Genomic DNA, 24,868 nt, shown 5'->3' with positions numbered 1-24,868 from the left:
TCAACCTGTAGCAAAGGAGGGAGATTTGAATCGAGTGCTATTCAGATCTCGATTGCGACTTTTCAAATAGGCTCTGCCGGGCTGCTCGCACCGGTTAATGTCTCCTCACTTTAGGTTGAGGATGAGCGTTAGACATGACTAATGCCGATTAGTTTAGCCAATGCAACTTTACAATCTGCCAAACGCAAAACCTAATTCTCTGCTGCGTTCAGAACTTGAAGAATCCCTAATTAATTGACTCAAAAGGGACACCAGCCCAGTATGTTTTTAGATCGGGGCACTGCGGGCAAGACTCTAACTGTCCCAGCTTCGGCATTTTATTGCGTTTATTTTAGATGCGCTATGAGTGAATCCACGATCGAATCCATTCTGCAAGAAAATCGTTTATTCCCCGCGACTGCCGCATTTGCCCAGCAGGCCCAGATCAAGAGCTTGGAGGAATACCAGCAGCTCTATGATCGCGCCAAAGCTGACCCAGAAGCGTTTTGGGCAGAACTGGCAGAACAGGAGCTGCACTGGTTTCAAAAGTGGGACAAAGTGCTGGACTGGCAGCCACCGTTTGCCAAGTGGTTTGTGAATGGCAAAATTAATATCTCCTACAACTGCCTCGATCGCCACCTGACCACCGAGCGACGCAACAAAGCTGCGCTGATCTGGGAAGGCGAACCGGGCGATTCGCGCACGCTCACTTATGCCCAGCTTCATCGGGAGGTCTGTCAATTTGCCAATGTGCTGAAGCAGTTGGGCGTGAAAAAGGGCGATGTAGTGGGCATTTATATGCCGATGATTCCCGAAGCAGCGATCGCGATGCTTGCCTGTGCCCGAATTGGTGCGCCGCATACAGTGGTGTTTGGCGGATTTAGTGCGGATGCCCTGCGCGATCGGCTCAACGACGGCAAAGCAAAGCTGGTGATCACCGCAGACGGAGGGTGGCGGAAAGATGCGATCGTGCCCCTCAAAGAACAGGTGGATAAAGCACTGGCAAATGGGGCGGCTCCAAGCGTGGAAAACGTGCTGGTGGTGCAGCGAACGGCGCAATCGATTCAAATGGAACCCGGACGCGATCACTGGTGGCATGACCTGCGTCCGAATGCTTCGGCAGACTGTCCCGCAGAGCCGATGGACAGCGAGGATATGCTGTTTATTCTCTATACGTCGGGCAGTACGGGCAAACCGAAGGGCGTGGTTCACACCACGGGCGGCTACAACCTCTACACCCACATAACCACCAAGTGGATCTTTGATCTGCGCGATACGGATGTTTACTGGTGTACGGCAGATGTGGGCTGGATCACCGGACACAGCTATATCGTTTATGGTCCATTGTCGAACGGGGCAACCACGCTGATGTATGAAGGTGCGCCGCGTCCCTCTAATCCGGGCTGCTTCTGGGATGTGATCGAGAAGTACGGCGTGAATATTTTCTATACGGCTCCCACGGCGATTCGGGCGTTTATCAAAGCGGGGGAAGAGATACCGAATGCTCGCAATCTGTCTTCGCTGCGGCTTCTAGGAACGGTGGGCGAACCCATTAACCCCGAAGCCTGGATGTGGTATCACCGTGTGATTGGCGGCGAACGCTGTCCGATCGTCGATACGTGGTGGCAAACCGAGACGGGTGGTATCATGATCTCCCCGCTTCCGGGTGCCATTCCGGCAAAACCGGGTTCTGCAACTCGTCCGTTCCCCGGCATTCTGGCAGAGATCCTCGATCTGGAGGGCAATTCGGTTCCGGCCAATGAAGGCGGCTATCTAGCAGTCAAGCACCCCTGGCCTGGCATGATGCGAACGGTCTACGGCGACCCCGATCGCTTCCGACGCACCTACTGGGAACACATTCCGCCGCGAGAGGGCAACTACTTCTACTTCGCAGGTGACGGGGCACGGCAGGATGAAGACGGCTATTTCTGGGTGATGGGTCGTGTGGATGACGTGATCAACGTGGCAGGACACCGCCTGGGCACGATGGAAATTGAGTCTGCGCTGGTGTCTCATCCTGCTGTGGCAGAAGCCGCTGTCGTCGGCAAACCCGATGAGCTAAAGGGAAGCGAAGTCGTCGCCTTTGTCACCCTGGAAGGAACCCACTCGCCCAGCCCAGAACTCGCTGCCGAACTGAAAAAGCACGTCGGTCAGGAAATTGGCGCGATCGCCCGTCCAGGAGAAATTCGCTTCAGCGATGCCTTGCCCAAAACGCGATCGGGCAAAATCATGCGGCGACTCTTGCGCTCTCTGGCAGCTGGCGAAGAAGTTTCTGGCGATACTTCAACCCTGGAAGATCGATCGGTCTTGGACAAGCTGCGGCAGGGAGTTTAGCTTGAGGCTGTAGTTTGTTGAGTTTTAGAGTCTGTTTGATTAGTCGCAAAGCTCCTGCATCGCCCCCTAAATCCTCCAATGCTAGGGGACTTTGAAACGTTAAACCTATCTGTTGCAGAAGGATTGTCTGCGTTGGTTCGGTTTCCCTCAGAACTGGGGGGTTCGGGGGGCGGTTCGGCGCAGGGGGATGACTTTTAAGGTTCTTAAAGTTTTTGGGGCGATCGTCTCGCCCCTTTCGTTTTGCTAACTTATTGCTCCAGCACACTCATAAATTTTCCTGGGGCAAAGGGAGCCGGAATAATGGGGGTGAAGTGAACCCGGTCGTTCACCAATCGCCTCACATAGAACTCGTTGATCTTGTGATTCACCCAGTCCCTTGAGCCAACAATCCAGACCTGACCTTTTTCGTCAGGCGAAAGCGGCAGCAGTTCATTGAACTCTGTAGTCATGATATTTTTACCTCACTGATGCAGTGTGAACTGTAGAGAAGAAAAGCCTAAGGCGTGGTTCCCAACCACTCATTTCGCATCAGCGAGGCACGATCGAATAAAATCAATGCAGCCTAGCCTCCTGCCAACTCAGGAAGTTAGGTTAGCTGGTTAGGCAGTGTTCCCGCACTCCTAATCAGCGTCCTCACCTTAAGCTTTGTCTACTGGTACTGAAAAACCAGTGTTGATCAGGATAGGGCAAAGACTTGATACGCACAAGCGTACTGGAAGAATTTATCCGAACTCGCCCCCCTAGCCCCCTAATTCTGGGCGGAACCGGACTTTTGCTAAGGTGTCCTGATAGATGGGCGATCGTCCTGATTTTGGTAATAGCTATGAATCATCTTGGCACGAAGACTTTGCAAATAATTAACGATTCTGAAAAGCTAATTCAAATTGAGAGAAGCATTAGTCAGGTAATTCGTTCCGAACCTAAATCAGCATTGATTAGAGATTTAATTCTCATAAAAACAGCAGAATGGATCGCTGTTCCTACATTAAGCTTTCCAAATTTTAACTTGATTTTAGAGTATCAAAGTCAGACACAACTGAATACTGATAACAAGAATTTGTATGGTGTTATTCTACCGATATTTGGTATCCCTTTTTCTGTTTGTGAAGTTCCTTTATCATCCGAAGGAATTCAAGAATTCTACTCTATTTTAGGGGCTTCACCCTTTAGCCCTGTATTATTTAGTGGAGACCAAAAACCCAATTGGATGATTATATGCATGGAATCAGAGTTTTACATCATTGTAGGGACATTTGAAACAGTCGAACACTTGCTTGGATGCACATACGCGGAAGCCTTTAGACACTTTCGTACTTTCATCAATGGGTTTAACAGATCTGAGTCAGCATCCCCGCTATCACAAAGGTTCTACACCTACTATAGTTTTGTTAACAGTCAGCTTGAAAAGTATCAGCAGGCTAGTACCGGCACTGAACTGCTTCTAACTCTTAATGATGACGATCTCATCAAGGCTGTAATTGGCTAGGCTCTTGTAGAATGCGTTAGCGACAGCGTAATGCATGATCCCGCTGCCCTATATGACGGCTTGAGGAATTCGAGACGAACTATCGGAGAAATTATGGGAACAGCATACGAAGTTGCTTTAGTTTGTAACCTAAAACCTACTCTGTCTCCGCAAATTATGGAGACTTTAAACTATCTAACGCGCTCACAGGATTACGATTTTCCTAAAGCAATTAGCCACCTTTTTTTTGATGTTGACTTTGGCGACGAATGGAGAATTATCATTGCCAATAATTACCCACGGGGCGGAGAGGATTTTTCTCCTCAGGCTTGCAGAAGTGTACTGAGCAATAATCAGCTTTGCTTTCGAGTTTTGCTAGACGACGACACGTTCTACAACGTGGGATGGTTCCTCCTGGATTGGCTCGCAACGATTAGCAATACTCAGGGGCTTGTTGGCTACCGGATTGATATTGTACGTTCTGAATGTACACTCATCTTTTTTAAGAATGAACAGGTAATTGAACATCAATCATTGCCATCGGAAATTCCAGAGCCTCTGAAAGAAACTTTTAATAGAGTATTGGGGGGAACTGGATTTTTCCCGTATGAGTGAAGCGGTGAGAATAGTTTTAGCCAAGATATTGCTATCAGTCCTCAGACGCTTGCCTTCCAACCCCTTCGCTACAATAAAGCACAAAACAACTCTCCGCGTTTATGTCCATCAGCGTCAACCTACCTGAAACCCCTGAACAACTTGCGGCTTTAATCGATCGCATCCAGGCAGGCGAAGAGCTTTTGCTGATCAAAGAAGGAGTCGCAATCGCTCACCTGGTTCCCACCCATCCTCGGATTCCTGGACAGGACAAAGGCAGAGTGATGATTGCCCCTGACTTTAACGCACCTCTTCCAGAAGACATCTTGAATGATTTTGTGAATCCCACCTAACAGAATTGCATTGGGAAATTGTGATCAAATTGGTAGCGTAAAGCAACGCTTTTGGGAGCATACGATTCGGGATGAGGCGGATTGCGCGGCATTGTGATTATATTCATTACAACCCGGTGCGACATGGGTTATGCGGTTGCTTTGCAGTTCCCCTTCTGAGGTAATCGGGCAGTGGATTGGCAGTATTCGAGTTTTCACCGGTTTGTGGCGCAGGGGGTGTACTCGAAGGATTGGGGAATGCGGGGGGAATGGGTGCCGTTTTTGGAAGGGGGCGATGGATGATGAGAATGTTGCGCTAAGGGTTGTTGGATGTTTGAGGGGAGTGTTTGGGGTTTGGGTCATGCGTTACGCTGTCGCTAACGCATCCTACAAGATCTACGATCGGACTTAAACAGGTTTTCGCTTCACAAATTTGATTTGTCGATCGCTTTGCACTTCCCCAACTTCCCAGCCAAGATGCTGATAAAAGCCGTATGCTCTTAAGCTGGGCTGATTTCCGGTGTAAAGCTGAATTTTGGTTGTGCCTTGTGACCAGAGCCACTCTTCTGCTTGCTGCATCAGTGCCCGACCTGCGCCGCGACCTTCAAAAGCAGGTAAGACAAACAGCCCGAAGACCATTCGTTCAGCCGCATTTGCAAAAGAGAAGCCCACTGCCTGCCCGTCGATTTCTGCAATCCAGGCGCGGCAATGGGTTTGTAGCATTTGGGCGATCGTTTCAGGAGTCACGCCCAGCCTTGCCAGTTCCTCCCGCGACTGATGGTTTTCCACCACGCTCGTTCGGATGTGAAACAGCGTCTCAATGTCGTCTAAACGGGCAAGGCGGATCTGCATGGGAGCTAGACTTCCGACCTCACTGTTTCTGGCTGCTCCAATTCTGTCGCTGGCTCTGGGTCACGAAAATCGCGCTTGTGTTTCGGGAAGATGCGATCAGTCGCGTTCTTCGCAACGATGTACAGGATCGGCAGAATGAACAGACTGAGGAAGGTCGAGATTAAATAGCCGCCGAACAGGGCAGTACCGATCGATTGACGGCTGGCTGCTCCGGCTCCAGTTGCAATTAGGAGTGGGAAGAAGCCCACCAGACCCGAAAAGGATGTCATCAGAATCGGGCGGAGACGATCCTGGGCAGCTTCGATCGCCGCCTGGGTTGTCGTCAGTCCTTCTTCGCGGAGCTGGTTGGCATATTCCACGACGAGAATCGCGTTTTTGCTGGCGAGGCCGATTAGCACCACCAGACCGATCTGGCAGTAAATATCGTTCGACAAGCCCCGGAAATACTGCATTCCCAGCGCACCTAGCACCGCAAGCGGCACGGTCAGCAGAATGATCACTGGATCGACTACGCTTTCATACTGCGCTGCCAGCACCAGAAACACCAGAATAATCCCTAAGCCAAAGACGATCGGAGCCTGACCGCCCGATTCGACTTCCTCTAGCGCGGTTCCTGTCCACTCAAAGCCCATGCCTGCGGGAAGAACTTGCTGAGCGGTTTGTGCCATTGTGTCAAGTGCCTGACCGGAACTCACGCCCGGAGCCGCATTCCCCTGAATCGAAATCGATCGAAACAGGTTGTAGTGGGTAATGGTCTGGGCGGTCGTTGCCGGAGTCACCGTGACCAAGTTACTGAGGGGAACCATCTGTCCGCTTGCCGATCGCGCGTAGAACTGCCCAATGTCATTGGGGTTCGCTCGAAACTGCTGGTCTGCCTGGAGATAAACGCGATAGTTGCGCTGATCCAGGTTAAAGTCGTTGACGTACTGCGACCCCAGAAAGCTTTGCAGCGTGTTGAAAATATCGTCAATGTTGACACCGAGCGATTTTGCCCGTTCGCGGTTGACTTCGATCGTGAGCTGCGGTGTATTGGCGGAATAGGTGGTAAACACGCCCTGCACGCTCGGATTCTGGTTTGCCGCACCCAGGAATTTTTGCATCTCGCCCAAAAACGCCGTTAGGGGCAGGTTGCCGCGCCGATCCTGCAACTCCATCTGGAAGCCGCCAAAGTTGCCGACTCCCTCGATCGACGGTGGATTGAGCGCAAAGATTCTCGCTTTCGGGATGCCAAAGTAGCCCATTTGCGCTTTTTGAATCACTGACTCGACGCGCTGTTCGGCGGCGGTTCGCTCTTCCCACGGTTTCAGCAACGTGAACATAATGCCCTGGTTCGACGCGACCCCGGCAAAGCTGAAGCCTGTCACCGCAAAGTTAGACTCGACTTCGGGCAACTGCCGCACCTGCTCCGATGCCTGATCCATAATGCGCTTCGTGTAGTTGAGCGACACGCCTTCGGGAGCCTGCACCAGCGTAATAAAGTAGCCCTGGTCTTCTGCAGGTAGAAACGCCGAGGGAACGAAACGATAGAACCAGGCAGTAAAGGCAAGTGCCGCCACAAAAAAGACCACCATTAAATAGCGGAAGCGGATCACGCTGTGCAACAGGCGACGATAGCGGCGGCGATATGCTTCCTGAAAGCGGTTAAACCCTCTAAAGAATCCGGCTAAAGGTCCGCGACCTTCACGACGCTCTCGCAGCAGCAGAGCAGACAGCATCGGCGACAGCGTGAGCGCGTTAAAGGTAGAAATCGTGATCGAAAAGGCGATCGTCAAGGCAAATTGCCGATAAATTGCCCCGGTGGTTCCTGGAAAAAATGCCACGGGAATGAAAACTGCCATCAGCACCAGCGAAGTTGCAATCACGGCTCCGCTCAGTTCCTTCATGGACTGCACGGCAGCTTGATAGGGAGTCATGCCTCGATCCTGCACTTTGGCGGCGACGGATTCGACAACCACGATCGCATCGTCCACCACAATCCCCGTTGCCAGGGTCAAGCCGAACAAGGTTAGCGTGTTGATGGAAAAGCCAAAGAGTTTCGCAAACAGGAAGGTTCCCAGCAGCGAAACAGGAATTGCCACTGTCGGCACGATAATGGTGCGCCAGTCTTGCAGAAACAAAAACAGCACCAAAACGACCAGAATCACCGATTCGACCAGGGTTTGCACCACGTCGCGCAGCGATTCCGACACGAACATGGTGGTATCAAAGGCGATCGCGTACTTCAAGCCGGGCGGAAAGGTTTTGCTGAGCTGCTCTAGCTCTCTACGGATTGCTTCGGCTGCCTGGATTGCGTTTGTGCCTGGACGCTGAGTGACCCCCAGACCCACGGCTTCCAGGTTGTTATAGGTGAGGAACGTGCCGTAGTTTTCCGCGCCCAGTTCGACCCGTCCGACATCTCTAAGGCGAGTCAGGCTGCCGTCATTGCCCGTTTTCAGCACCAGATTTTCAAATTCGCTAGCACTATTCAAGCGGCTCACTGCCCGCAGGCTAAGCTGAAAGTCCTGGTTATCCGCCGCAGGCTGCTGACCGATTTGTCCGGCTCCGACCTGAATATTTTGTTCGCGGATTGCGCTTGCCACATCCTGCACGGTGAGACTGCGACTTGCCAATCGATTTGGGTCAAGCCAGAGCCGCATTGCATATCGCCGTTCCCCGAAGATCTGGATATCGCCCACACCGTCGATCCGCCGCAGCGCGTCCAGCATCAGCAGATCGGCATAGTTGCTCATAAAGAGGCTGTCGTATTCGCCGTTCTCGCTGTAAAGGGCGATCGCCATCAAAAAGTTGCTTTGCTGCTGGTTAACCGTCACCCCGGTTTGAATCACCGATTCCGGTAGAAGCGGTTCAACTCGCGATACCCGGTTTTGTACGTTTACCGTGGCAATGTCCGGATCTTGGTTGGCAGCAAACGTAACCGTAATCTGGCTAGTGCCGTCACTGCCGCTAGACGAGCTGAGGTAGCGCATTCCCTCAATCCCGTTGATTTCGCGCTCCAGTACGTTAGTGACGCCGCTTTCGACTGTTTCTGCGTCTGCGCCCTGATAGTTTGCCGTAACGACCACCTGTTTGGGGCTGATGTCGGGGAATTGGGCGATCGGCAGTGTGGGCAGCGCGATCAGCCCCAGAAACACAATGACAATGGAACAGACAGCGGTAAAGATCGGACGTTGGATGAAGAATTTGGCAAACATGAGGATTGCGGGTGAGAGGTCAGAAGAGCCAGCGCATTGGAAAGTTGAGGATTGCGGATTGAATCTCTTGTGGGATGGGAAATAGTGGGATGGGGAATATATGGGATAGGGAATAAAGGGATGGAGCGTGAATTCCTTATGGGCTTGGGCTGGTGGCAGGACTGGGAGACGGGCTGCCTGCGGGAGCGATCGTGATGGGTGCGCTATCGGTCAGGTTCAACACGCCAGAGACAATTACCTGATCGCCCGGATTCAAGCCCGATCGCACCTGGTAGGCGTTGCCTTGAATGTCGCCCAGTTCGACTTTGCGCTGACGAGCAATTTGCTGGGGTTGTCCATCGGGTCCGGGCTGACCCTGTTCTACCACAAATACAAATGTTTCACCTGCAATCCTCGTTACTGCATCGGTTGGAACTAGCACGCCAGGCTGACTGTTCCAGATCACGCGGGCACGCACAAACTGTCCGTCGCGCAACTGACCTCCGCTCGGAAAACTCGCTTTTGCCAGCACCGATTGCTGTGCCGTATTAACCTGCGGCGAGATAAAGCTAATTTGTCCAGAGCCGATCGCCTGTCCCTGCTCGTTCACCAACTGCACCGGCAACCCGATGCGGAGTTCAGGCGCACGCTCGATCGGTACAGAGATATTCAAATCCAGATTTTGATTTTGAATGATGTTGGTGATCACGGTGCTCGACGTTACAAAGTCACCCACCTTGACCGGGATGGTGCTGACTACTCCAGCGATCGGGGCAGTCACCCGACTTTCACTCAAATCCGCTCCGGCAGTTGCCTGATCTGCCTGGGCACGACCGACACGGGCATTTGCTTCATTCAAAGCAGCCACCACCGCCCGCACGTTTTGTTCTGCTGCTTGCAGGGCAGCCACCGCCGTATCGCGGTTGTTCCGGGCACGATCGAGGTTTTGGCGTGACTCAGCCCCTTCTGCAGTAAGCTGCTGGAACCGGGCAAACTCCGATTCTTGCAGCCGCACATCTGCCTGGGCACGCTGTCTTTCTGCCTGGGCTGCACTCACCTGGGCCTGTGCCGTGGTGCGAGCTGCCTGAGCTGCTGCTACATCTGCCGCTGCGCCGCTGACTTCGGCTTGATTTTGCTCTGCGCTCAGCTCCACGATCGGTGTACCGGGTTGCACCCGATCGCCTGACGCGACAAAAAGATTCACAATTCGCCCATCGGTTTCGGGACGCAGCTCAACTTTACGCTGGGCTTCTAACGCGCCGACAAACTCAGAAGTGGTCTCAACCCGGTTGGTTTCGATCGGTTGTACCTGAACGGGAAAAGCGGGGGGTCCTTGAGGTCCGCCTTCGCCGCCACGACTGCATCCAGTCACGATCGCAGAAATCATTAGCGTTGCGCCGAGGATCTGACGCGACAAAGAGAGGGGGAGCCTGCTCAATTTAGCCATGCTGAACACCAGAAGAAGAAATGAGTGCGATCGAAACTTAAGGAAAAATCGAACTTAAGGAAAAAGCAGAGGGAAAAGCGGTTTGCTGGGCAGATTCCTGGGAGAGAATTGGGCTGACCCAAAATGGTCCGAGTTGCCAAACTTGTCCGGGTTGAAAGATGCGCTAGCTCATAACATCGTCCTTTGTGAAAGCTTTTGCGGTGCTTCTCTCAAACCATTCTCAAACGATGATTAGTGATGACTTAGGAGTGATTACTTGAGGAAATTGACTGCAATAATTCGCAGGGAATGAGTTTCGTAGTCTGACCGAGCCGAAGAGCGTTTTTTACAGTTTATGAATCTCTTTATGAATCTTAAGGTTTTTAACAGAAAGGCTCAACACCTCGATCGCTGCATAAACTGACATGTTCCAAAGTGCTTCTCAGAATACTGGATGCCTGAACTGTTACCGCTACACCCGAATGGAGGATTCTGAATTACTGCCTATTCGATTACCTAACGGGGAACCGCTGCGATCGTTTCTGGATAAGGATTTACTGTCTCCTCTTTTAGATTGTGCTCTCTGCTACCGAATCTCACTCTGCTTTAGAGGATAACGAACAAGGACAGCATAAATATAATGCTGCTGTAGAAATGTCTGGATACAGCAGTGTGGGGTCAGGCTTTGAAAGAGGTTGCCATGAGCCCTGTGAGGTCGGAATGAGAGCGAGGCAAAGCAGTTTCCCTTAAGGGCAATTGGCTGAAAAAAAGTCGCGTCGGGCGATCGGCGAGAAGAGTTTAGGGAAGCTCTAATCCTGAAACCATAACAGTGAATCGGGACAACAGGCAGTCGGGAACAAGTTTGTCGGGATCAGTATTGCAAGCACATTGGAGATTGGGCTAGTGAGTAGTAAAAAGTATTTTGGTCTATCGCGTCGTCAGGTTGTTCGGGGTCTGCTAGCAACCACTGCCTTTGGCATCACTGCAAAGTTGGGCACGGGCTGTAGTCCGTCTGGCACAACGAATCAGGCCAGTGTGGGTGGCAGTGCAGCCGGGGGCGCTGAGGAATTGCCCGTTGGTTTTATCTACGTCGGCCCCAAGGATGACTATGGCTATAACCAGGCACATGCCCAAGGCGCGGCAGGCACGGCGAAGGCAGTCCCAGGTGTAAAGCTGCTCGAAGAAGCAAATGTGCCTGAAACCACAGCCGTTGCTGAATCAATGCGCAACATGATCGATATCGACGGCGCGAAGGTGCTGTTTCCAACCTCCTTTGGCTATTTTGATCCCCACATTCTCAAGATGGCAGCGGAATACCCAGATGTACAGTTCTTCCACGCAGGCGGGCTCTACAAAGAAGGGACGCATCCCAAGAATGTCGGCAGCTATTTTGGCTACATCGATGAAGCGCAATATGTGGCAGGTGTTGTTGCCGCACTGACTTCGAAGACGGGCAAACTGGGCTTCATTGGGGCAAAGCCGATTCCGCAAGTACTACGAAACATCAACAGTTTTACCCTGGGAGCGCGGAGCGTCAAGCCGTCTGCCACGACGCAGGTGGTCTTCACAGGCAACTGGGCAGAGCCGATCAAAGAAGCCGAAGCCGCAAACAGCATGGCAGACCAGGGCATTGACGTGATCACCTGCCACGTGGATAGCCCCAAAGTTGTGATGGAAACCGCCGAAAAGCGCGGCATTTTCTCTTCGGGCTACCATGCTAATCAGTCTGCGCTGGCTCCCAAAGGCTATCTTACGGGCGCAGAGTGGGACTGGACGAATATCTACTCGCGCATCACTCAGGATGTGAAAGCAGGCAAAACCCTCAGCGATGGCAGCATTCCCCATCTACTGCGGGGCGGCTTGAAAGATGGATTCTGTAAAGTTTCAGACTATGGTCCGGCAGTCAGCTCGGAAACAAAGCAAAAAGCCGATGCCGTGAAAGCCCAGTTTATGGACGGCAGCATGGTCATTTATAAGGGCGGACTGAAGGACAACAAAGGCAATGTGATTATCCCTGCCGGACAGGACCAAAAGCAGCAAGATCCCAAACTGGAGGAAATGAACTACCTCGTGGAAGGAGTGATTGGGTCGATCGGCAGCTAATCAAGCCTCTGCTCGGTTAGTAGGTTGTAGTCGCAGGATGGGTTAACGCAGTGTAACGCCTCACCCGCCAAGCATTAACGCACCCTTACAGATCGTGGGATACATCCAAACAAGCCCGCTTTTTTATCGCTTGGAAGACCGATGGGTTAGGCATTGCCGTAACGCATCCTGTGAGACTTCAGAACTCAACATTTCACTCAGTTATCATTTCCCTTAACCCTATGCAAAGTTGGCGAAGAACGCTCGAAGCAGTCTGTTTGCCGATCGCTGCCATTCTGGTGGGGCTGCTGCTGTTTGGTGTCTTTTGTACGGCAGTGGGCGCAAACCCGATCGCCGTGTATGGTTCGATCTGGAAATCTGCCTTTGGTCGATGGAATACGTTTCAAAATACGCTGATCCGGGCGGCTCCGCTGATGCTGTCGTCCCTCTGTACTGCCTTACCCGCTCGACTCGGACTGGTGATCATTGGCAACGAAGGGGCACTCGTGGTCGGCGGACTGGCGGCAGTGGCGATCGGTTTAGGACTGGGAACCTCGGTTGCGCCCACAATCGTTCAAATTGGCATGGCGATCGCAGGCATGATCGCAGGTGGTATCTGGATTGCGATTGCAGGTGGGCTGCGCCACTACCGCGCGGTAAATGAAACGATTAGCAGTTTGTTGCTGAACTATATTGCGATCGCCCTGCTGAGTCATCTGGTGGGCGGACCGATGCGCGACCCCAACTCGCTCAACAAACCCTCGACCTATCCCTTGGCAGAAGTGAATATGCTAAGCGTGATTCCGGGAATGCGAGTTCACTGGGGCTTGGTGTTTGGCGTGATCGCCTGCATCATTACCTATTTTCTAATGCAGCGCACGGTGTTTGGCTTCGCGGCACGCACGGCAGGCGGCAACATTCGAGCGGCGCGGATTGCAGGTCTTCCCGTCGGCAAGCTGACGCTGATGGTGTGCTTTCTGGCAGGAGCCTGTGCTGGACTCGCAGGCATGGTGGAAGTCGCAGCCGTGCAGGGCGCAGCGAATGAATCCCTGAACGTCGGGTATGGCTATGGCGGCATTCTCGTCGCGTTTGCGGCAAGACACAATCCCTTAGCAGCGGTGCTGGTGTCGCTGCTAGTGGGCGGCATTCTGGCAAGCGGCGGCATTCTTCAGCGTGCCCACAATCTACCCGATGCCACCGTGCTGGTGTTCCAGGGGATTATCTTCCTTTGCGTGCTGTACAGCGATTCCCTATTTGGCAAGTTTGCCTTTTTTAAGGAGCGTCCGGCTTCCCCGCCCCCTGCCCCGACTGTGCAAAGTCCCACTGTTCCCACCTGAACCCCGCAGCATCTAAAAGGAGTCGATCGATGACTACAGAAGTTACGCAGGCACTTGGCTGGTGGGGCGTTCCGCTGGCGATCATTGCAGGAACCATGCGCGGCGGCACACCCTTTCTGTTTGTCAGCCTGGGAGAATGCCTGACCGAAAAGAGCGGCAAAATTAACCTTGGCTTAGAAGGAACGCTGCTGCTGGGTGCAATGGCGGCTTACGGCACATCCTATCTCACAGGTTCGCCCTGGCTGGGAGTGCTAGCGGCAGGATTAGCAGGAGCGTTTCTGGGCTGCATTCACGGCTGGCTATCGCAGCAGTTTCGGGTCAACGATGTGGCGGTCGGCATTGCCATGATTATTTTTGGCAGCGGACTCGCTTTTTTCTTTGGAAAGCCGTTTATTCAGCCTTCTGCACCGCAGTTGCCCACCTTTAATCTGGGAGCCTGGAGCGGTAATCCGGCAGTACAGTCTGCGCTGGCAGTTAGTCCTTTGTTTTTGCTGGGGCTGGCGATCGCTCCTGTAATGCGCTGGTTTTTTCGATCGACCCGCTGGGGCCTCTACATCCGGGCAGCCGGGGATAGCCCTGAGGCAGCGAAAGCAATGGGCATCTCGATTTTCAAAGTGCGGCTAATCAGCGTGATTGTTGGCAGTTTTCTCGCAGGCATCGGCGGCGCGGCACTATCGCTCTACTATCCGGGCGTGTGGACAGAGCGCATTTCAAGCGGACAAGGCTTGATGGCGGTCGCGCTGGTGATTTTCGCCCGCTGGAATCCAGTCAACTGTCTCTGGGCTTCGCTGCTGTTTGGCGGCGCACAGGCGCTTGGACCGGCCCTGCAATCGGTGGGCATCAAGGAAGGCTATTACCTGTTCAATGCCGCGCCCTATGTACTGACGTTGTTCATTATGATCTTCACCTGCTCTCCCAAACGATCGCTCTTTGGCGCACCAGGGGCATTGGGCATGGAGAATTAGCGGGGCGATCGATCGAATTCATTCTTGTAACTCTGAGGAATCCAATCATGAGTGGACTGGGTGGCTTAAACAAAACTCCGAATGGTGTCGTGATGGGACTGGTGCAGCTTCAGCTTCCCGTCGTCGTCACGCCCGCTGATCTGGCAGCGCAAACGCAGCGCATCTGCCACATGGTGGCAAAAGCAAGACGAAATATGCCGACGATGGATCTGGTGGTCTTCCCGGAATATTCGCTGCATGGGCTCTCAATGGACACTAATCCAGAAATCATGTGTCGGCTGGATGGCGCAGAAGTTGGGGCATTTCAGCAAGCCTGCCGCGACAACAAAATCTGGGGCTGCTTCTCGATCATGGAATACAATCCGCAGGGCAACCCCTACAACAGCGGCATCATCATTGACGACAAAGGCGAACTTAAGCTCTACTACCGTAAGCTGCATCCCTGGGTTCCGGTTGAACCTTGGGAGCCAGGCAATTTAGGAATTCCGGTCTGTGAGGGACCCAATGGCAGCACGATCGCCCTTATCATCTGCCACGATGGAATGTTCCCCGAAATGGCGCGAGAATGTGCCTACAAAGGCGCAGAAATCATGATTCGCACCGCAGGCTACACAGCTCCAATTCGCCACTCCTGGCAAATCACCAACCAAGCAAACGCTTTCTGTAATCTGATGTACACCGCTTCGGTCTGTATGTGTGGCAGCGACGGCACGTTTGACTCGATGGGCGAAGGAATGTTTGTCAACTTCGACGGCACGCCGCTCGTGATGGGCAGCCACCGCCCGGATGAGATTATTACCGCAGAACTGCGCCCCGATCTGGTACGCGAAGCCCGTCAGCAATGGAGCGTCGAAAATAACATCTACCAGTTCGGACATCGTGGCTATGTGGCAGTTAAAGGCGGCGCACAGGACTGCCCCTACACCTATATGCAGGATCTTGTTAACGGCAACTATCGCCTTCCCTGGGAAGATTCAGTCGTCCACACCGACGGCACATCCTGTGGCTTTCCCGCTCCCACCCGCACCTACGAAGGAATGCCTGCTTCGGTTCCAGAGCCTTCTCACTAACAGAAATCTCCAGGGAAGATGTTTCAAAAAGGGATGATCCTGACCCGCGCCGCCCCCTTCGTTTCCCAATTCTGGGGGGAACCGAACCAATGCAGGCATTCCTTTTGTAACAGGTAGCTTGTAACAGGCAGTTCTAACTGTTTCAAAGTCCCCCAAAGTTGGAGGATTTAGGGGGCAATGTAGAACCGCTAATCCCATCTAACCCCTGCTTAGTCCGATCGCCCCCAAAGCCCTGAAACCCATACGTTACGCTTCGCTAACCCATCCTACGAACTAAAACTTCTGCCAACTAAAACTTTTGCCAACTATGGGTATCTTCCTCCCCGCCGACCCTTATCCCTACCCCTACAACGGTGACTTCCGCCCTGCTAACACCGCCCTGATTATCATCGATATGCAGATCGACTTCTGTGGTGAAGGTGGTTACGTCGATCGTATGGGCTATGATTTGTCCCTCACCCGTGCACCGATCGCCCCTCTCCAGCGATTGCTTAAAACCATGCGCGAAGCGGGCTTTCACATTATCCATACCCGCGAAGGACACCGCCCCGATCTATCTGATCTGCCGGAGAACAAGCAGTGGCGATCGCGGCAAATCGGTGCAGGCATCGGTGATCCCGGACCCTGCGGCAAAATCCTGGTTAGAGGCGAACCTGGCTGGGAAATTATCCCCGAACTTGCTCCCCTTCCCGGCGAACCGATCATCGATAAACCGGGCAAAGGCTCCTTCTACGCGACCGATCTGGATCTGCTGCTGAAGCGCAAAGGTATCCAAAACCTGATTCTCACGGGCATCACCACTGATGTCTGCGTCCACACAACGATGCGCGAAGCAAACGATCGCGGCTACGAATGCCTTATCCTCTCCGACTGCACAGGTGCAACCGACTATGGCAACTACCTCGCTGCCCTCAAAATGGTGACGATGCAGGGCGGGGTCTTCGGTGCGGTCTCCACCTCCGAGGCTGTCCTGGAAGCGATCGAATCCTCCATCCTCCTTTCCGTCTCCCCCTAACTCCCCTCTCTCCCTGAATCCATTCCCCCACTGACCCCATGACAACCACTATCTCTGCCCTTGAATCGATCGCCGAAACCGAAAAACCCCCCGAACTCGAAGTCGTTAATATGACCAAACGATTCGGGAGCTTGGTTGCCCTCGATCGCGTCTCCCTCTCGCTCAAATCCGGCACATTCCATGCGTTGTTGGGCGAAAACGGAGCCGGAAAAAGTACGCTTGTGAAGTGCATTATGGGCTTTTACCGCGCTGATGAAGGCGGAGTGCTGCTTCAAAAACAGGCGCGATCGATCGAGAGTCCGCGCGATGCCCAGCGATACCACATTGGCATGGTGTACCAGCATTTCACGTCGGTTCCGGCGATGACCGTGGCAGAAAATCTGGTGCTGTCCCAGGCACACGGTTCGCGGCTGATCAACTGGAAACAGGAGTTCGATCGCCTGCAAGCATTTATGGATTGTGCCCCATTCCAGGTTCCGCTCGATTTGCCGATCGCCCAGCTTGCTGCTGGACAAAAGCAGAAGCTTGAGATCCTAAAGCAGCTTTACTTGAAGAACAAAATCCTGATTCTGGATGAGCCGACTTCGGTGCTGACCCCCGACGAAGCGGATGAAGTGCTGGGGCTGATTCGCCAGGAAGTAACCGCCGGAAAGCTGAGTGTGCTGCTGATTAGCCACAAGTTCCGGGAAGTGACCGCCTTTGCCGATGAAGTGACCGTGCTTCGCAAAGGCAAGTTTGCCGGACATGGCTATGTTTCTGACCTGACCGTGGCAGACATGGCAGAAATGATGATGGGGGAACGTCGCGAACCGCGAGAAGTGCCCAAAACGCCTCAGGAACAGAAAACTCCTGTGCTGCAAATCATCGATCTGCACGCAGATAAAGACAGCGGCGTCGAAGCGGTCAAAGGAGTCAACCTGACCGTTCACAAAGGCGAAATCGTCGGCATTGCAGGCGTATCGGGTAACGGACAGAAAGAACTGGTGGAAGTGCTGGCAGGTCAGCGATCGGCAACCGCAGGACAGGTGCTAGTCAACGGAAAACCCTACCGCGCCACCCGCACTGACATTGCCCAGCAGGGCGTTTTTGTGCTGCCCGAAGAACCCCTTCGCAATGCTTGTGTGCCTCACATGAGTGTGGCTGAAAACATGGCACTCCGCACCTTCGATCGCCCCCCGCAATCCAAAGGCATCATGCTCATTCTGCGGGCAATTCGGCAGGCGGCAGTCGGGCTGATTCAACAGTTCTCTGTCAAAACCCCTTCTCCCGAAACGCCAATTCACAATCTCTCCGGCGGCAATGTGCAAAGAGCAGTCCTGGCACGAGAGTTATCTTCAGAGCAAATCAATCTGCTGATTGCGGCAAACCCTTGCTTTGGCTTAGATTTCTCTGCTGTCGAATTCATTCATGCCCAGATCGTTGAAGCCCGAAATCGCGGTGTCGCGGTTCTACTGGTTAGCGAAGACCTGGACGAGTTGCTCACCCTCTCCGATCGCCTTATCGTGATCAGCGGCGGACAGTTCGCCTACGAAAGTCCCACTGCTACTGCCGATTTTGCCCAAATCAGCCACAGCATGGCAGGACACTAACCCTAACCCTCTAAATTCCTCCCCCTCCATCTCTCCATCCTCATCCATGTCCCTTCCCCCCACCTCCCTCCTTCTCTTCTCCCTGGCTGCCATGACCCTTGCCCTCATCCCCGGGCCTGCAACGCTCTACATTGTGGCGCGAGGCATTCATCAGGGACGATTAGCAGGCATTGTCTCATCCTGGGGCATTGCTTCGGGGAATCTGGTGCATATTGCGGCAGCCGCACTCGGGATCTCAACATTGCTGCTGTCCTCTGCTCTGGCGTTTAGCGTCGTTAAATATTTGGGTGCGGCGTATTTGATCTATCTGGGAATTCAGCAGTTCCTCGATCGATCGCCTCAAAGGGGGAATGGCTTCCCATCGCCTGACCCCACCCTCCAAACGCCAAAACCCCAAAGCCTTAAACAAATCTTTGCTCAGGGATTCGTCGTCAACGCCCTGAACCCGAAAGCCGCTCTGTTCTTTGTCGCGTTTTTGCCGCAGTTCATCGATCCAACGAGAAGTGTTTTGGCGCAGGTGCTGTTCTTGGGTGCAGTGTTCACCCTTGTTGCTAACGTAATCGACAGCGGTTATGCCCTCATTTCAGGAACGCTGGGTGGCTGGCTCAGCCAAAATCGCCGCTTTCGTAAAACGCAAAAGTATGTCGCAGGTGGAACCTACATTGGGCTGGGTATGGCAACCGCTCTGACAGGTTCTCCCAGCAAATAAAGTTTCTTTTCTGGAAACAATATGACCTTAATTAATGCACAGCCCTATCCGTACAGCCTTCCTGATGAATTAAATCGTCTGGCACTTGTAATCATTGACATGCAGCGCGATTTCTTAGAGCCGGGCGGCTTCGGTGATGCCTTGGGTAACGATGTCACGCGACTTCAGGCGATCGTCCCTACGCTCAAATCGCTGCTGACCTGTTTTCGGGAAAACCGTCTACCTATAATTCACACGCTGGAATGTCATCGACCAGATTTATCCGACTGTCCTTTGGCAAAGCGCGATCGAGGAAAAGGCACACTCAAGATCGGCGACGCGGGACCCATGGGACGTATTCTGATCGCAGATGAACCGGGAAATGCCATTATTCCAGAGCTTCAGCCGCTCCCTGACGAAATTGTGATTCAAAAGCCTGGAAAAGGCGCATTTTACGCGACGCCGCTTCAGTCGATTTTGCAGGAGCGCGGCATTACCCATTTGCTGTTTACAGGGGTTACAACCGAAGTCTGTGTGCAAACGACGATGCGCGAAGCCAACGATCGCGGCTATGAATGCCTGATGGTTGAAGACTGCACCGAAAGCTATTTCCCCGAATTTAAGCAGGCGACGCTAGAAATGGTTCGCGCTCAAGGAGGTATCGTTGGCTGGACAGCGATCGCTTCAGCCGTGATGACAGGACTCCAAACCGCAAGAACCGCAATGGTTTGATTGAATCACGTCTGAAAATTCTGATTACCTTGCTTGCTCAAAGCTTCCCAAAGTTTGGAATTTAGGGGCGATGCAGGGTTTCCGATACTTCTTAAACAGCTTCCAAAAGCCAGTCAATCAAAAGCTAGTGAACTGTGCCTAAACGATCTGCACCTGACTCAGAATTTTTTGCGCGATCGCCCTTTCCACCGGCATGACTGACAATCGATTTCCCTGACGAATAACCGAGAGTTCTTCGGGGGTGAACTGCTGCCGCAGCATTTCCAGGCTGAGGATTTGGGTAAACTTTTTTTCAAACTCCACCTGAACGGTTTGCCAGCGGGGACTGTCGGGGGTTGACTTGGGATCGTAATATTCGCTTTGCGGATCAAACTGAGTGGGATCAGCGAGATTCACTTGTACGACTTGCATCAGCCCCACGATGCCGGGAGGCGTGGTATTGGAGTGATAGAAAAACACCCGATCGCCCACCTGCATCGACCGCATAAAATTACGCGCCTGGTAGTTTCGCACCCCGTCCCACAGGGATTGGTGATCACGTTTTAGGTCGTCAATGCCGTAGACCGACGGCTCAGATTTCATTAACCAGTAATTCATGCAGTCGTTTACAGCCCGTGCAGGATCAGAATGGCATCCAGATCATGGCATTAAGATGCTTTTGCCTCAAACTGATAGGCATAGGTCTTGAGCAGGTCGCTCACCTGGTCTAAAAGTTCTCTACCGCTATTTTTAGCGATTGCCTGTCGCTCTGGGAAGAAGACAGGCTGATTCAGGTTGCAAGCGATCGCCTCTTTGACTTGCTCTTCAATCAGGGGTTGAAGCTCCTCTCTGGCACGGAACCGCTGATAGTCTGCGCCTTCTTCGGTGGTTGCATAGAGCGGCGGCAGGCGGTTGAGCGCGTAGGCAGCAATATCGCCCAGATCGAGGGTGCAATCGCTGGCAGCTTCGATTTCAGCAACGCGGGCGATCGCTTCCGTGAGCACTAGCTCTTCCATCAAGTTAATAAACTGCTTGCGCGGCACTGCCACCACTTCTCCGGTGAGTAAGGCTCCCATTAAGCGATCGAGTGCCATGTACTCTTCGATCGACAGTTCAGCCGTCGTATCGCAGATGCGCCCCACTTCAGCCTCCATTGCAGGCGTGAGATAGCCATCTTCAAGAGCCTGTTCAACAATTTTCTCGATACTCATAGAATTCTTCCTGGAAATGCGGTAGTTTCAGCCTGGTATTTCAATTCGAGCCGTTATTGAGTTGATCGCGAGCTGCTTGAAAGCTTGCTGTGCTTCTAGCTTGCCCGCCTCCTAACAAAAATCACATCGCTAAAAACCGCATTCAGTGAAGATTAAATGAGCATTACTCAAAGCCCGTGTATCGCCAAGGCACGGGATCTACGGACTCGCCATGCACATTTAGCCCCCAGTGCAGATTTGGTCCTGTTGCCGATCCGGTTGCGCCCAGTGCGCCAATGCGCTGACCTGACTGCACAAAGTCGCCTTCTTTCACGTCGATCCGGCTGAGGTGAATAAAGATGCTCGTCACTCCCTGACCGTGATCAATGCCGATCGTATTGCCGTGCAGCCGAAAACCCTCAGCTTCACGCCCGACCAGCGCAACTCGCCCCGCCGCTGGAGCCACTACCGGATCACCTGTGGGAGCGGCGTAATCTACGCCCCGGTGATAGTAGTCCTGAGCAAACTCGCCATTATAGTAGCGGCGAACTCCGTACACGGACGTAATTTCCCCCTGGTTCGGACGCACAAATGCTCCGTTCCAGAATTTCTGCGGAGAGACGATCGCCTTAAACGCATCCACTCGATCGAATTCAGCATTCGTGCCATCGGAGCCGCCGCCGCTCACCCAGATACTCTGACTCGGAAACGATCGACTGCGGAGCTGGACTGCCAGATTTTGCACGGCATCGCCTGCTTTCACCTGGATCGTCAATTGTCCGGGACGATCGAGCGGCGTGGTTGCCAAGAGTGCCCGGTAGCGGTTATTGCCGATCGCAAAGGTGGGATAAGTTTTTTGCTGAAAAGTGACGGTGGGAACAGTTGCCCCATCGCCCTGCACAACAACGGAAAGGGTATCGCCAAGCTGAGGATTGGTTGGAGTGATCTGCGCCTGGATTGCGTGCGCCGGAGTCGAAAGCCAGAGAACGATCGCCGCACTGCTCAGCAAAATTCCAAGCTGAAGCCGAAATTTCCACAGAAAACGCCGAACTAAGCCAGCGCGAGAAACAAGGTAGGACATAGGGTGTGAGGAGGGATAGGGCATTTTGGACAGAAGATTAGCATTTTTGCCCCAGAGTTCCAACCAGAATGCAGGTTTTATCACGCAATCCTTGTAAGGGAGATCCCCAGGGCACGGAAAAGTCTGTATGCTTTAGATTAAAAGACTTTAACTTTTTTCTCACTCTGATAAGAAACCTGTGCAAGAAGACTTTCGGCTGATTGTCGATTTGGTGGTGGTACTTGCGGCTGCGGCAGGCGGGGGGCTGCTGGCGGCATTACTGAGACAGCCCGTGCTGCTTGGGTATTTGCTAGGTGGAGCGATCGTTGGTCCAGCGGGACTCGGCTTGGTGAAAGAACTAATTCAGGTGGAAACCCTGGCACAGTTTGGCGCGGCGTTTCTGCTGTTTGCGCTGGGCGTTGAGTTTTCCTTTGCGGAGCTGAAAAAAGTTCAGGGCATTAGTCTGGGCGGCGGCGGTCTGCAAATTCTCACCACAATCCTAGTGACGACACTGGTGGCGATCGGTGTGGGCTGGGTGGAGTCTCCAACCCAGGGAGTCTTTTTAGGCGCGATTTTGTCGCTGTCTTCGACGGCAGTGGTGCTGAAGTGCCTGATGGAAAAGGGTGAAACCGAAACCGCTCACGGGCGCGTCATGCTGGGAATTCTGGTCGTGCAGGATCTCGCACTGGGGCTAATGCTGGCGGTGTTGCCCGCGCTTAACCGTCCGTCTGAGGAAATTGGGCTGGCAGTGGGCATTGCCCTGCTGAAAACGGCTCTGATTGCGGGTGGGGCGATCGTTGCCGGGATCTGGCTGATTCCTCCCCTGCTGCGCCTTCTGGCAAAAACCGAAAGCCGCGAACTCTTTCTGCTGGGGGTAGTTGCCCTCTGTCTCGGCATTGCGCTGATGACTGAGTATCTGGGGCTATCGATCGAGATGGGAGCGTTCATCGCTGGACTCATGATCTCGGAGGTGGAATACGCCGACCAGACGCTCACCTACGTGGAGCCGATTCGGGATATTTTTGCCAGTCTGTTTTTTGCGGCGATTGGGATGCTGATCGACCCAGTGTTTATCTGGAACAACCTGGAGCTGATTCTGGGACTGGTGACGATCGTGTTTATTGGCAAATTCCTGATTGTAACCCCGCTGGTTCGCGCTTTCCGCTATCCGCTAAAAACCTCGCTAATTGTGGGACTGGGGCTATCGCAGATCGGGGAATTTTCCTTTGTGCTTGCCAGTAAGGGTCAGGTTTTGGGATTAGTTTCTCGCCGTGTCTATTTGCTGATTCTGGGAACGACTGCGGTAACGCTGGTGATTACGCCCTTTGTGCTGCGCCTGGTGCCTCAGTTGGTCGTTTGGGCAGATGCAGTTCCCTGGTTGAAAGCGTTGCTGGATGGGGGCGAGGAGCCAATGGAGGTGCCTGAGAATCTGCCGCGACAGGGGCATCTAGTGATTTGTGGCTATGGTGGTATCGGGCGAAATATTTTGCAGCTTTTGCAAAGCCATGACCAGTCTGTGGTGGTGATCGACCAGTCGGAGCAGGTGATTCAGCAGCTTCGGGACGCGGGAATTCCTTATGTTTATGGCAATGCTGCCAGTTTGCATGTGCTGGAGGCTGCCGGAGTCGAGCAGGCAAAAGGATTGGCGATCGCCCTTCCTGACCCGATGAGCATTCGCCTCACGATTAAGCGTGCCTTGGAACTCGCGCCGGATCTGGATATCGTTGTGCGAGCAAACCAGGATAAGGATATTGAACTGCTGTATCAGCTTGGCGCAAAAGAAGTGGTGCAGCCAGAATTTGAAGCAAGCCTGGAGCTATCCAGCCATCTTCTGACTGGGCTGGGCATCCCCCTGCCGATTATTCAGCGCGAGGCACAGCAAATTCGCAGCTCCCACTATCTCGATCTGCGATCGGAGCGATCGCCCCGTCAAGTGTCGCATGATTTGGAAGTGGCAGCCAGAGATATGAACAGCAAGTGGGTCAGTCTACCTGCCGGGTCACCCTTAGCCGGAATGACGCTGGAAGAAACCAATTTGCGCCGCCTTACAGGAGTCAGTCTGATGGCAATTCGTCGCGCCCACGGCGAAGAAATTGACTATCCAGAACCCAAAACTATTATCGAAGAAGGCGATCGGCTTTTGATAGTCGGCGAACCAAGTGAGCTGGTAGCACTGACTGAATTGGCACGAGGCGAGGCAGCAATTCCGACCGAGAATGCGTCCTGTCAGTGGCTGCTGGTTCCTGAAGACAGCCCGGTGGTTGGCAAAACGCTGGCAGATCTGCATATCCGCAGACAGTTTGGCATTCTAGTGCAGGCAATCCGGCGCGAAGGTAAGTTCATCAGCTTTCCCCACGGCGAGAGCGACCTGCAAATTGGCGATCGGCTTCTCCTATGTGGTAAGTTTCATGCTCTGGCTGAAGCGAGTCGGTGGATTGCTCCCAGCCGCTCTGAAGCCTCGGTGCTGCCAATCTCGGCTGCGTCGCAGTTCTCCGACGGGACAATCGCCAATACACCTGTGGCAGAACTGCTATCGATCGATGTACCCCTAACAGAAGAAGAGTCTAAGCTCTCGGCCTAAGGGAGACAAAGCCTGTGTCGATTATGGATAACTCTACGCTTTCGGCTTCAGGTAAACGATCGCCTGCTTCCAGATAATAGTTGGCTGATCGTAGTGGTCTACCAGACAAATGCAGTCGGTATCCTGCCAGCGAATCTTGCCCACAAGCAGATCTTTGGTGCTGATCATAATTTCGACTTCGCTCGTTTCGCGGATCAGGCTTTGAATCTGGCGGACACTTGGTAATCCAGTAGGCAGGTCGGTAGTCATAAAAAAGTGGGGCTAATACGATCGATGATGTGTTTATTCTAAGTTTCCCGTTTTATAAAACCCAGATTCACCGCAAAAATACAAATTTTCGTTACCGTCTTTCCCTTCTCTTGGTCTGAATTGGGTCAGAATCCTGTTTGTGCAACAATAACTTTTGATCCTGATTACTCGACAGGAGA

Annotated in this window: 21 protein-coding genes and 1 pseudogene; 14 read left to right on the top strand and 8 right to left on the bottom strand. The window is 53.1% G+C overall.

Annotation, left to right across the window (positions count from 1 at the left end):
- The first annotated feature begins 342 nt into the window (after positions 1-342).
- On the top strand, positions 343-2,313 hold the full coding sequence (gene acs / locus NDA02_RS21445; protein ID WP_348248266.1) for an acetate--CoA ligase: 1,971 nt from the start codon (positions 343-345) through the stop codon (positions 2,311-2,313).
- Positions 2,314-2,561: 248 nt separating this feature from the next.
- Here acs and NDA02_RS21440 read toward each other — a convergent pair whose 3' ends face one another.
- On the bottom strand, positions 2,562-2,762 hold the full coding sequence (locus NDA02_RS21440) for a hypothetical protein (RefSeq protein ID WP_190792729.1): 201 nt from the start codon (positions 2,760-2,762) through the stop codon (positions 2,562-2,564).
- 374 nt (positions 2,763-3,136) lie between these two features.
- Here NDA02_RS21440 and NDA02_RS21435 point away from each other — a divergent pair, with 374 nt between their 5' ends.
- From NDA02_RS21435 to NDA02_RS21420, 4 genes and pseudogenes are all read left to right on the top strand, one after another.
- Positions 3,137-3,799, top strand: a complete 663-nt coding sequence (locus NDA02_RS21435; protein WP_190792730.1) for a hypothetical protein — start codon at positions 3,137-3,139, stop codon at positions 3,797-3,799.
- A 93-nt stretch (positions 3,800-3,892) separates the two neighbouring features.
- Positions 3,893-4,393 (top strand): hypothetical protein, encoded by a 501-nt coding sequence (locus NDA02_RS21430; RefSeq protein WP_190792731.1) that lies wholly within the window; start codon positions 3,893-3,895, stop codon positions 4,391-4,393.
- 101 nt (positions 4,394-4,494) lie between these two features.
- Positions 4,495-4,725 carry a type II toxin-antitoxin system Phd/YefM family antitoxin gene (locus tag NDA02_RS21425; RefSeq protein ID WP_190792732.1) on the top strand — a complete coding sequence of 77 codons (231 nt, stop codon included), beginning with the start codon at positions 4,495-4,497 and terminating at the stop codon, positions 4,723-4,725.
- Positions 4,726-4,765: 40 nt separating this feature from the next.
- Positions 4,766-5,007: pseudogene (locus NDA02_RS21420) on the top strand (hypothetical protein); the annotation flags it as partial.
- Positions 5,008-5,112: 105 nt separating this feature from the next.
- On the opposite strand, the gene NDA02_RS21415 reads toward NDA02_RS21420, so the two are convergent.
- The 3 genes from NDA02_RS21415 to NDA02_RS21405 form a co-directional block, all read right to left on the bottom strand.
- Positions 5,113-5,556, bottom strand: a complete 444-nt coding sequence (locus NDA02_RS21415; RefSeq protein WP_190792733.1) for a GNAT family N-acetyltransferase — start codon at positions 5,554-5,556, stop codon at positions 5,113-5,115.
- Between the two features lie 5 nt (positions 5,557-5,561).
- Positions 5,562-8,747 carry an efflux RND transporter permease subunit gene (locus NDA02_RS21410; protein ID WP_348248270.1) on the bottom strand — a complete coding sequence of 1,062 codons (3,186 nt, stop codon included), beginning with the start codon at positions 8,745-8,747 and terminating at the stop codon, positions 5,562-5,564.
- A gap of 136 nt (positions 8,748-8,883) precedes the next feature.
- The gene (locus tag NDA02_RS21405) at positions 8,884-10,143 is read right to left on the bottom strand and encodes an efflux RND transporter periplasmic adaptor subunit (RefSeq protein ID WP_190791602.1); all 1,260 of its coding nucleotides are present in this window, start codon (positions 10,141-10,143) and stop codon (positions 8,884-8,886) included.
- Between the two features lie 912 nt (positions 10,144-11,055).
- Between NDA02_RS21405 and NDA02_RS21400 the strand changes: the two genes are divergently transcribed.
- From NDA02_RS21400 to NDA02_RS21365, 8 genes are all read left to right on the top strand, one after another.
- Entirely contained in the window at positions 11,056-12,255 is a 1,200-nt protein-coding gene (locus NDA02_RS21400; protein WP_190793156.1) for a BMP family ABC transporter substrate-binding protein, read from the top strand.
- 221 nt (positions 12,256-12,476) lie between these two features.
- On the top strand, positions 12,477-13,571 hold the full coding sequence (locus NDA02_RS21395; RefSeq protein ID WP_190793155.1) for an ABC transporter permease: 1,095 nt from the start codon (positions 12,477-12,479) through the stop codon (positions 13,569-13,571).
- Positions 13,572-13,600: 29 nt separating this feature from the next.
- Positions 13,601-14,536 carry an ABC transporter permease gene (locus tag NDA02_RS21390; protein ID WP_190793154.1) on the top strand — a complete coding sequence of 312 codons (936 nt, stop codon included), beginning with the start codon at positions 13,601-13,603 and terminating at the stop codon, positions 14,534-14,536.
- A gap of 47 nt (positions 14,537-14,583) precedes the next feature.
- Positions 14,584-15,606 carry a formamidase gene (locus NDA02_RS21385; RefSeq protein WP_190793153.1) on the top strand — a complete coding sequence of 341 codons (1,023 nt, stop codon included), beginning with the start codon at positions 14,584-14,586 and terminating at the stop codon, positions 15,604-15,606.
- 307 nt (positions 15,607-15,913) lie between these two features.
- The gene (locus NDA02_RS21380; RefSeq protein ID WP_190793152.1) at positions 15,914-16,621 is read left to right on the top strand and encodes an isochorismatase family cysteine hydrolase; all 708 of its coding nucleotides are present in this window, start codon (positions 15,914-15,916) and stop codon (positions 16,619-16,621) included.
- Between the two features lie 38 nt (positions 16,622-16,659).
- Positions 16,660-18,210 carry an ABC transporter ATP-binding protein gene (locus tag NDA02_RS21375; RefSeq protein ID WP_190793151.1) on the top strand — a complete coding sequence of 517 codons (1,551 nt, stop codon included), beginning with the start codon at positions 16,660-16,662 and terminating at the stop codon, positions 18,208-18,210.
- A gap of 91 nt (positions 18,211-18,301) precedes the next feature.
- Positions 18,302-18,919: a LysE family translocator gene (locus tag NDA02_RS21370; protein WP_242067454.1), complete on the top strand. Its 618-nt coding sequence runs from the start codon at positions 18,302-18,304 to the stop codon at positions 18,917-18,919.
- Positions 18,920-18,940: 21 nt separating this feature from the next.
- On the top strand, positions 18,941-19,630 hold the full coding sequence (locus NDA02_RS21365) for a cysteine hydrolase (RefSeq protein WP_190793149.1): 690 nt from the start codon (positions 18,941-18,943) through the stop codon (positions 19,628-19,630).
- Positions 19,631-19,768: 138 nt separating this feature from the next.
- Here the strand turns inward: NDA02_RS21365 and NDA02_RS21360 are convergent, their stop codons facing one another.
- From NDA02_RS21360 to NDA02_RS21350, 3 genes are all read right to left on the bottom strand, one after another.
- A complete protein-coding gene (locus tag NDA02_RS21360) occupies positions 19,769-20,227 on the bottom strand; it encodes an EVE domain-containing protein (RefSeq protein WP_190793148.1) in 459 nt (152 codons plus the stop codon).
- A gap of 50 nt (positions 20,228-20,277) precedes the next feature.
- Entirely contained in the window at positions 20,278-20,820 is a 543-nt protein-coding gene (locus NDA02_RS21355) for a late competence development ComFB family protein (RefSeq protein WP_190793147.1), read from the bottom strand.
- Positions 20,821-20,983: 163 nt separating this feature from the next.
- Positions 20,984-21,880, bottom strand: a complete 897-nt coding sequence (locus tag NDA02_RS21350) for a M23 family metallopeptidase (protein ID WP_190793146.1) — start codon at positions 21,878-21,880, stop codon at positions 20,984-20,986.
- Positions 21,881-22,058: 178 nt separating this feature from the next.
- On the opposite strand from NDA02_RS21350, the gene NDA02_RS21345 reads away from it, so the two are divergent.
- Positions 22,059-24,440 carry a cation:proton antiporter gene (locus NDA02_RS21345; protein ID WP_190793145.1) on the top strand — a complete coding sequence of 794 codons (2,382 nt, stop codon included), beginning with the start codon at positions 22,059-22,061 and terminating at the stop codon, positions 24,438-24,440.
- Between the two features lie 33 nt (positions 24,441-24,473).
- On the opposite strand, the gene NDA02_RS21340 is transcribed toward NDA02_RS21345, so the two are convergent.
- Positions 24,474-24,689 carry an RNA-binding protein hfq gene (locus tag NDA02_RS21340; RefSeq protein WP_190793144.1) on the bottom strand — a complete coding sequence of 72 codons (216 nt, stop codon included), beginning with the start codon at positions 24,687-24,689 and terminating at the stop codon, positions 24,474-24,476.
- Between the last annotated feature and the right edge of the window lie 179 nt (positions 24,690-24,868).

The sequence above is a fragment of the Leptolyngbya sp. ST-U4 genome (assembly GCF_039962215.1).
In the GTDB taxonomy this organism is placed as follows: domain Bacteria; phylum Cyanobacteriota; class Cyanobacteriia; order Elainellales; family Elainellaceae; genus Leptolyngbya_A.
This window is presented reverse-complemented; position numbering and strand designations above follow the sequence as displayed.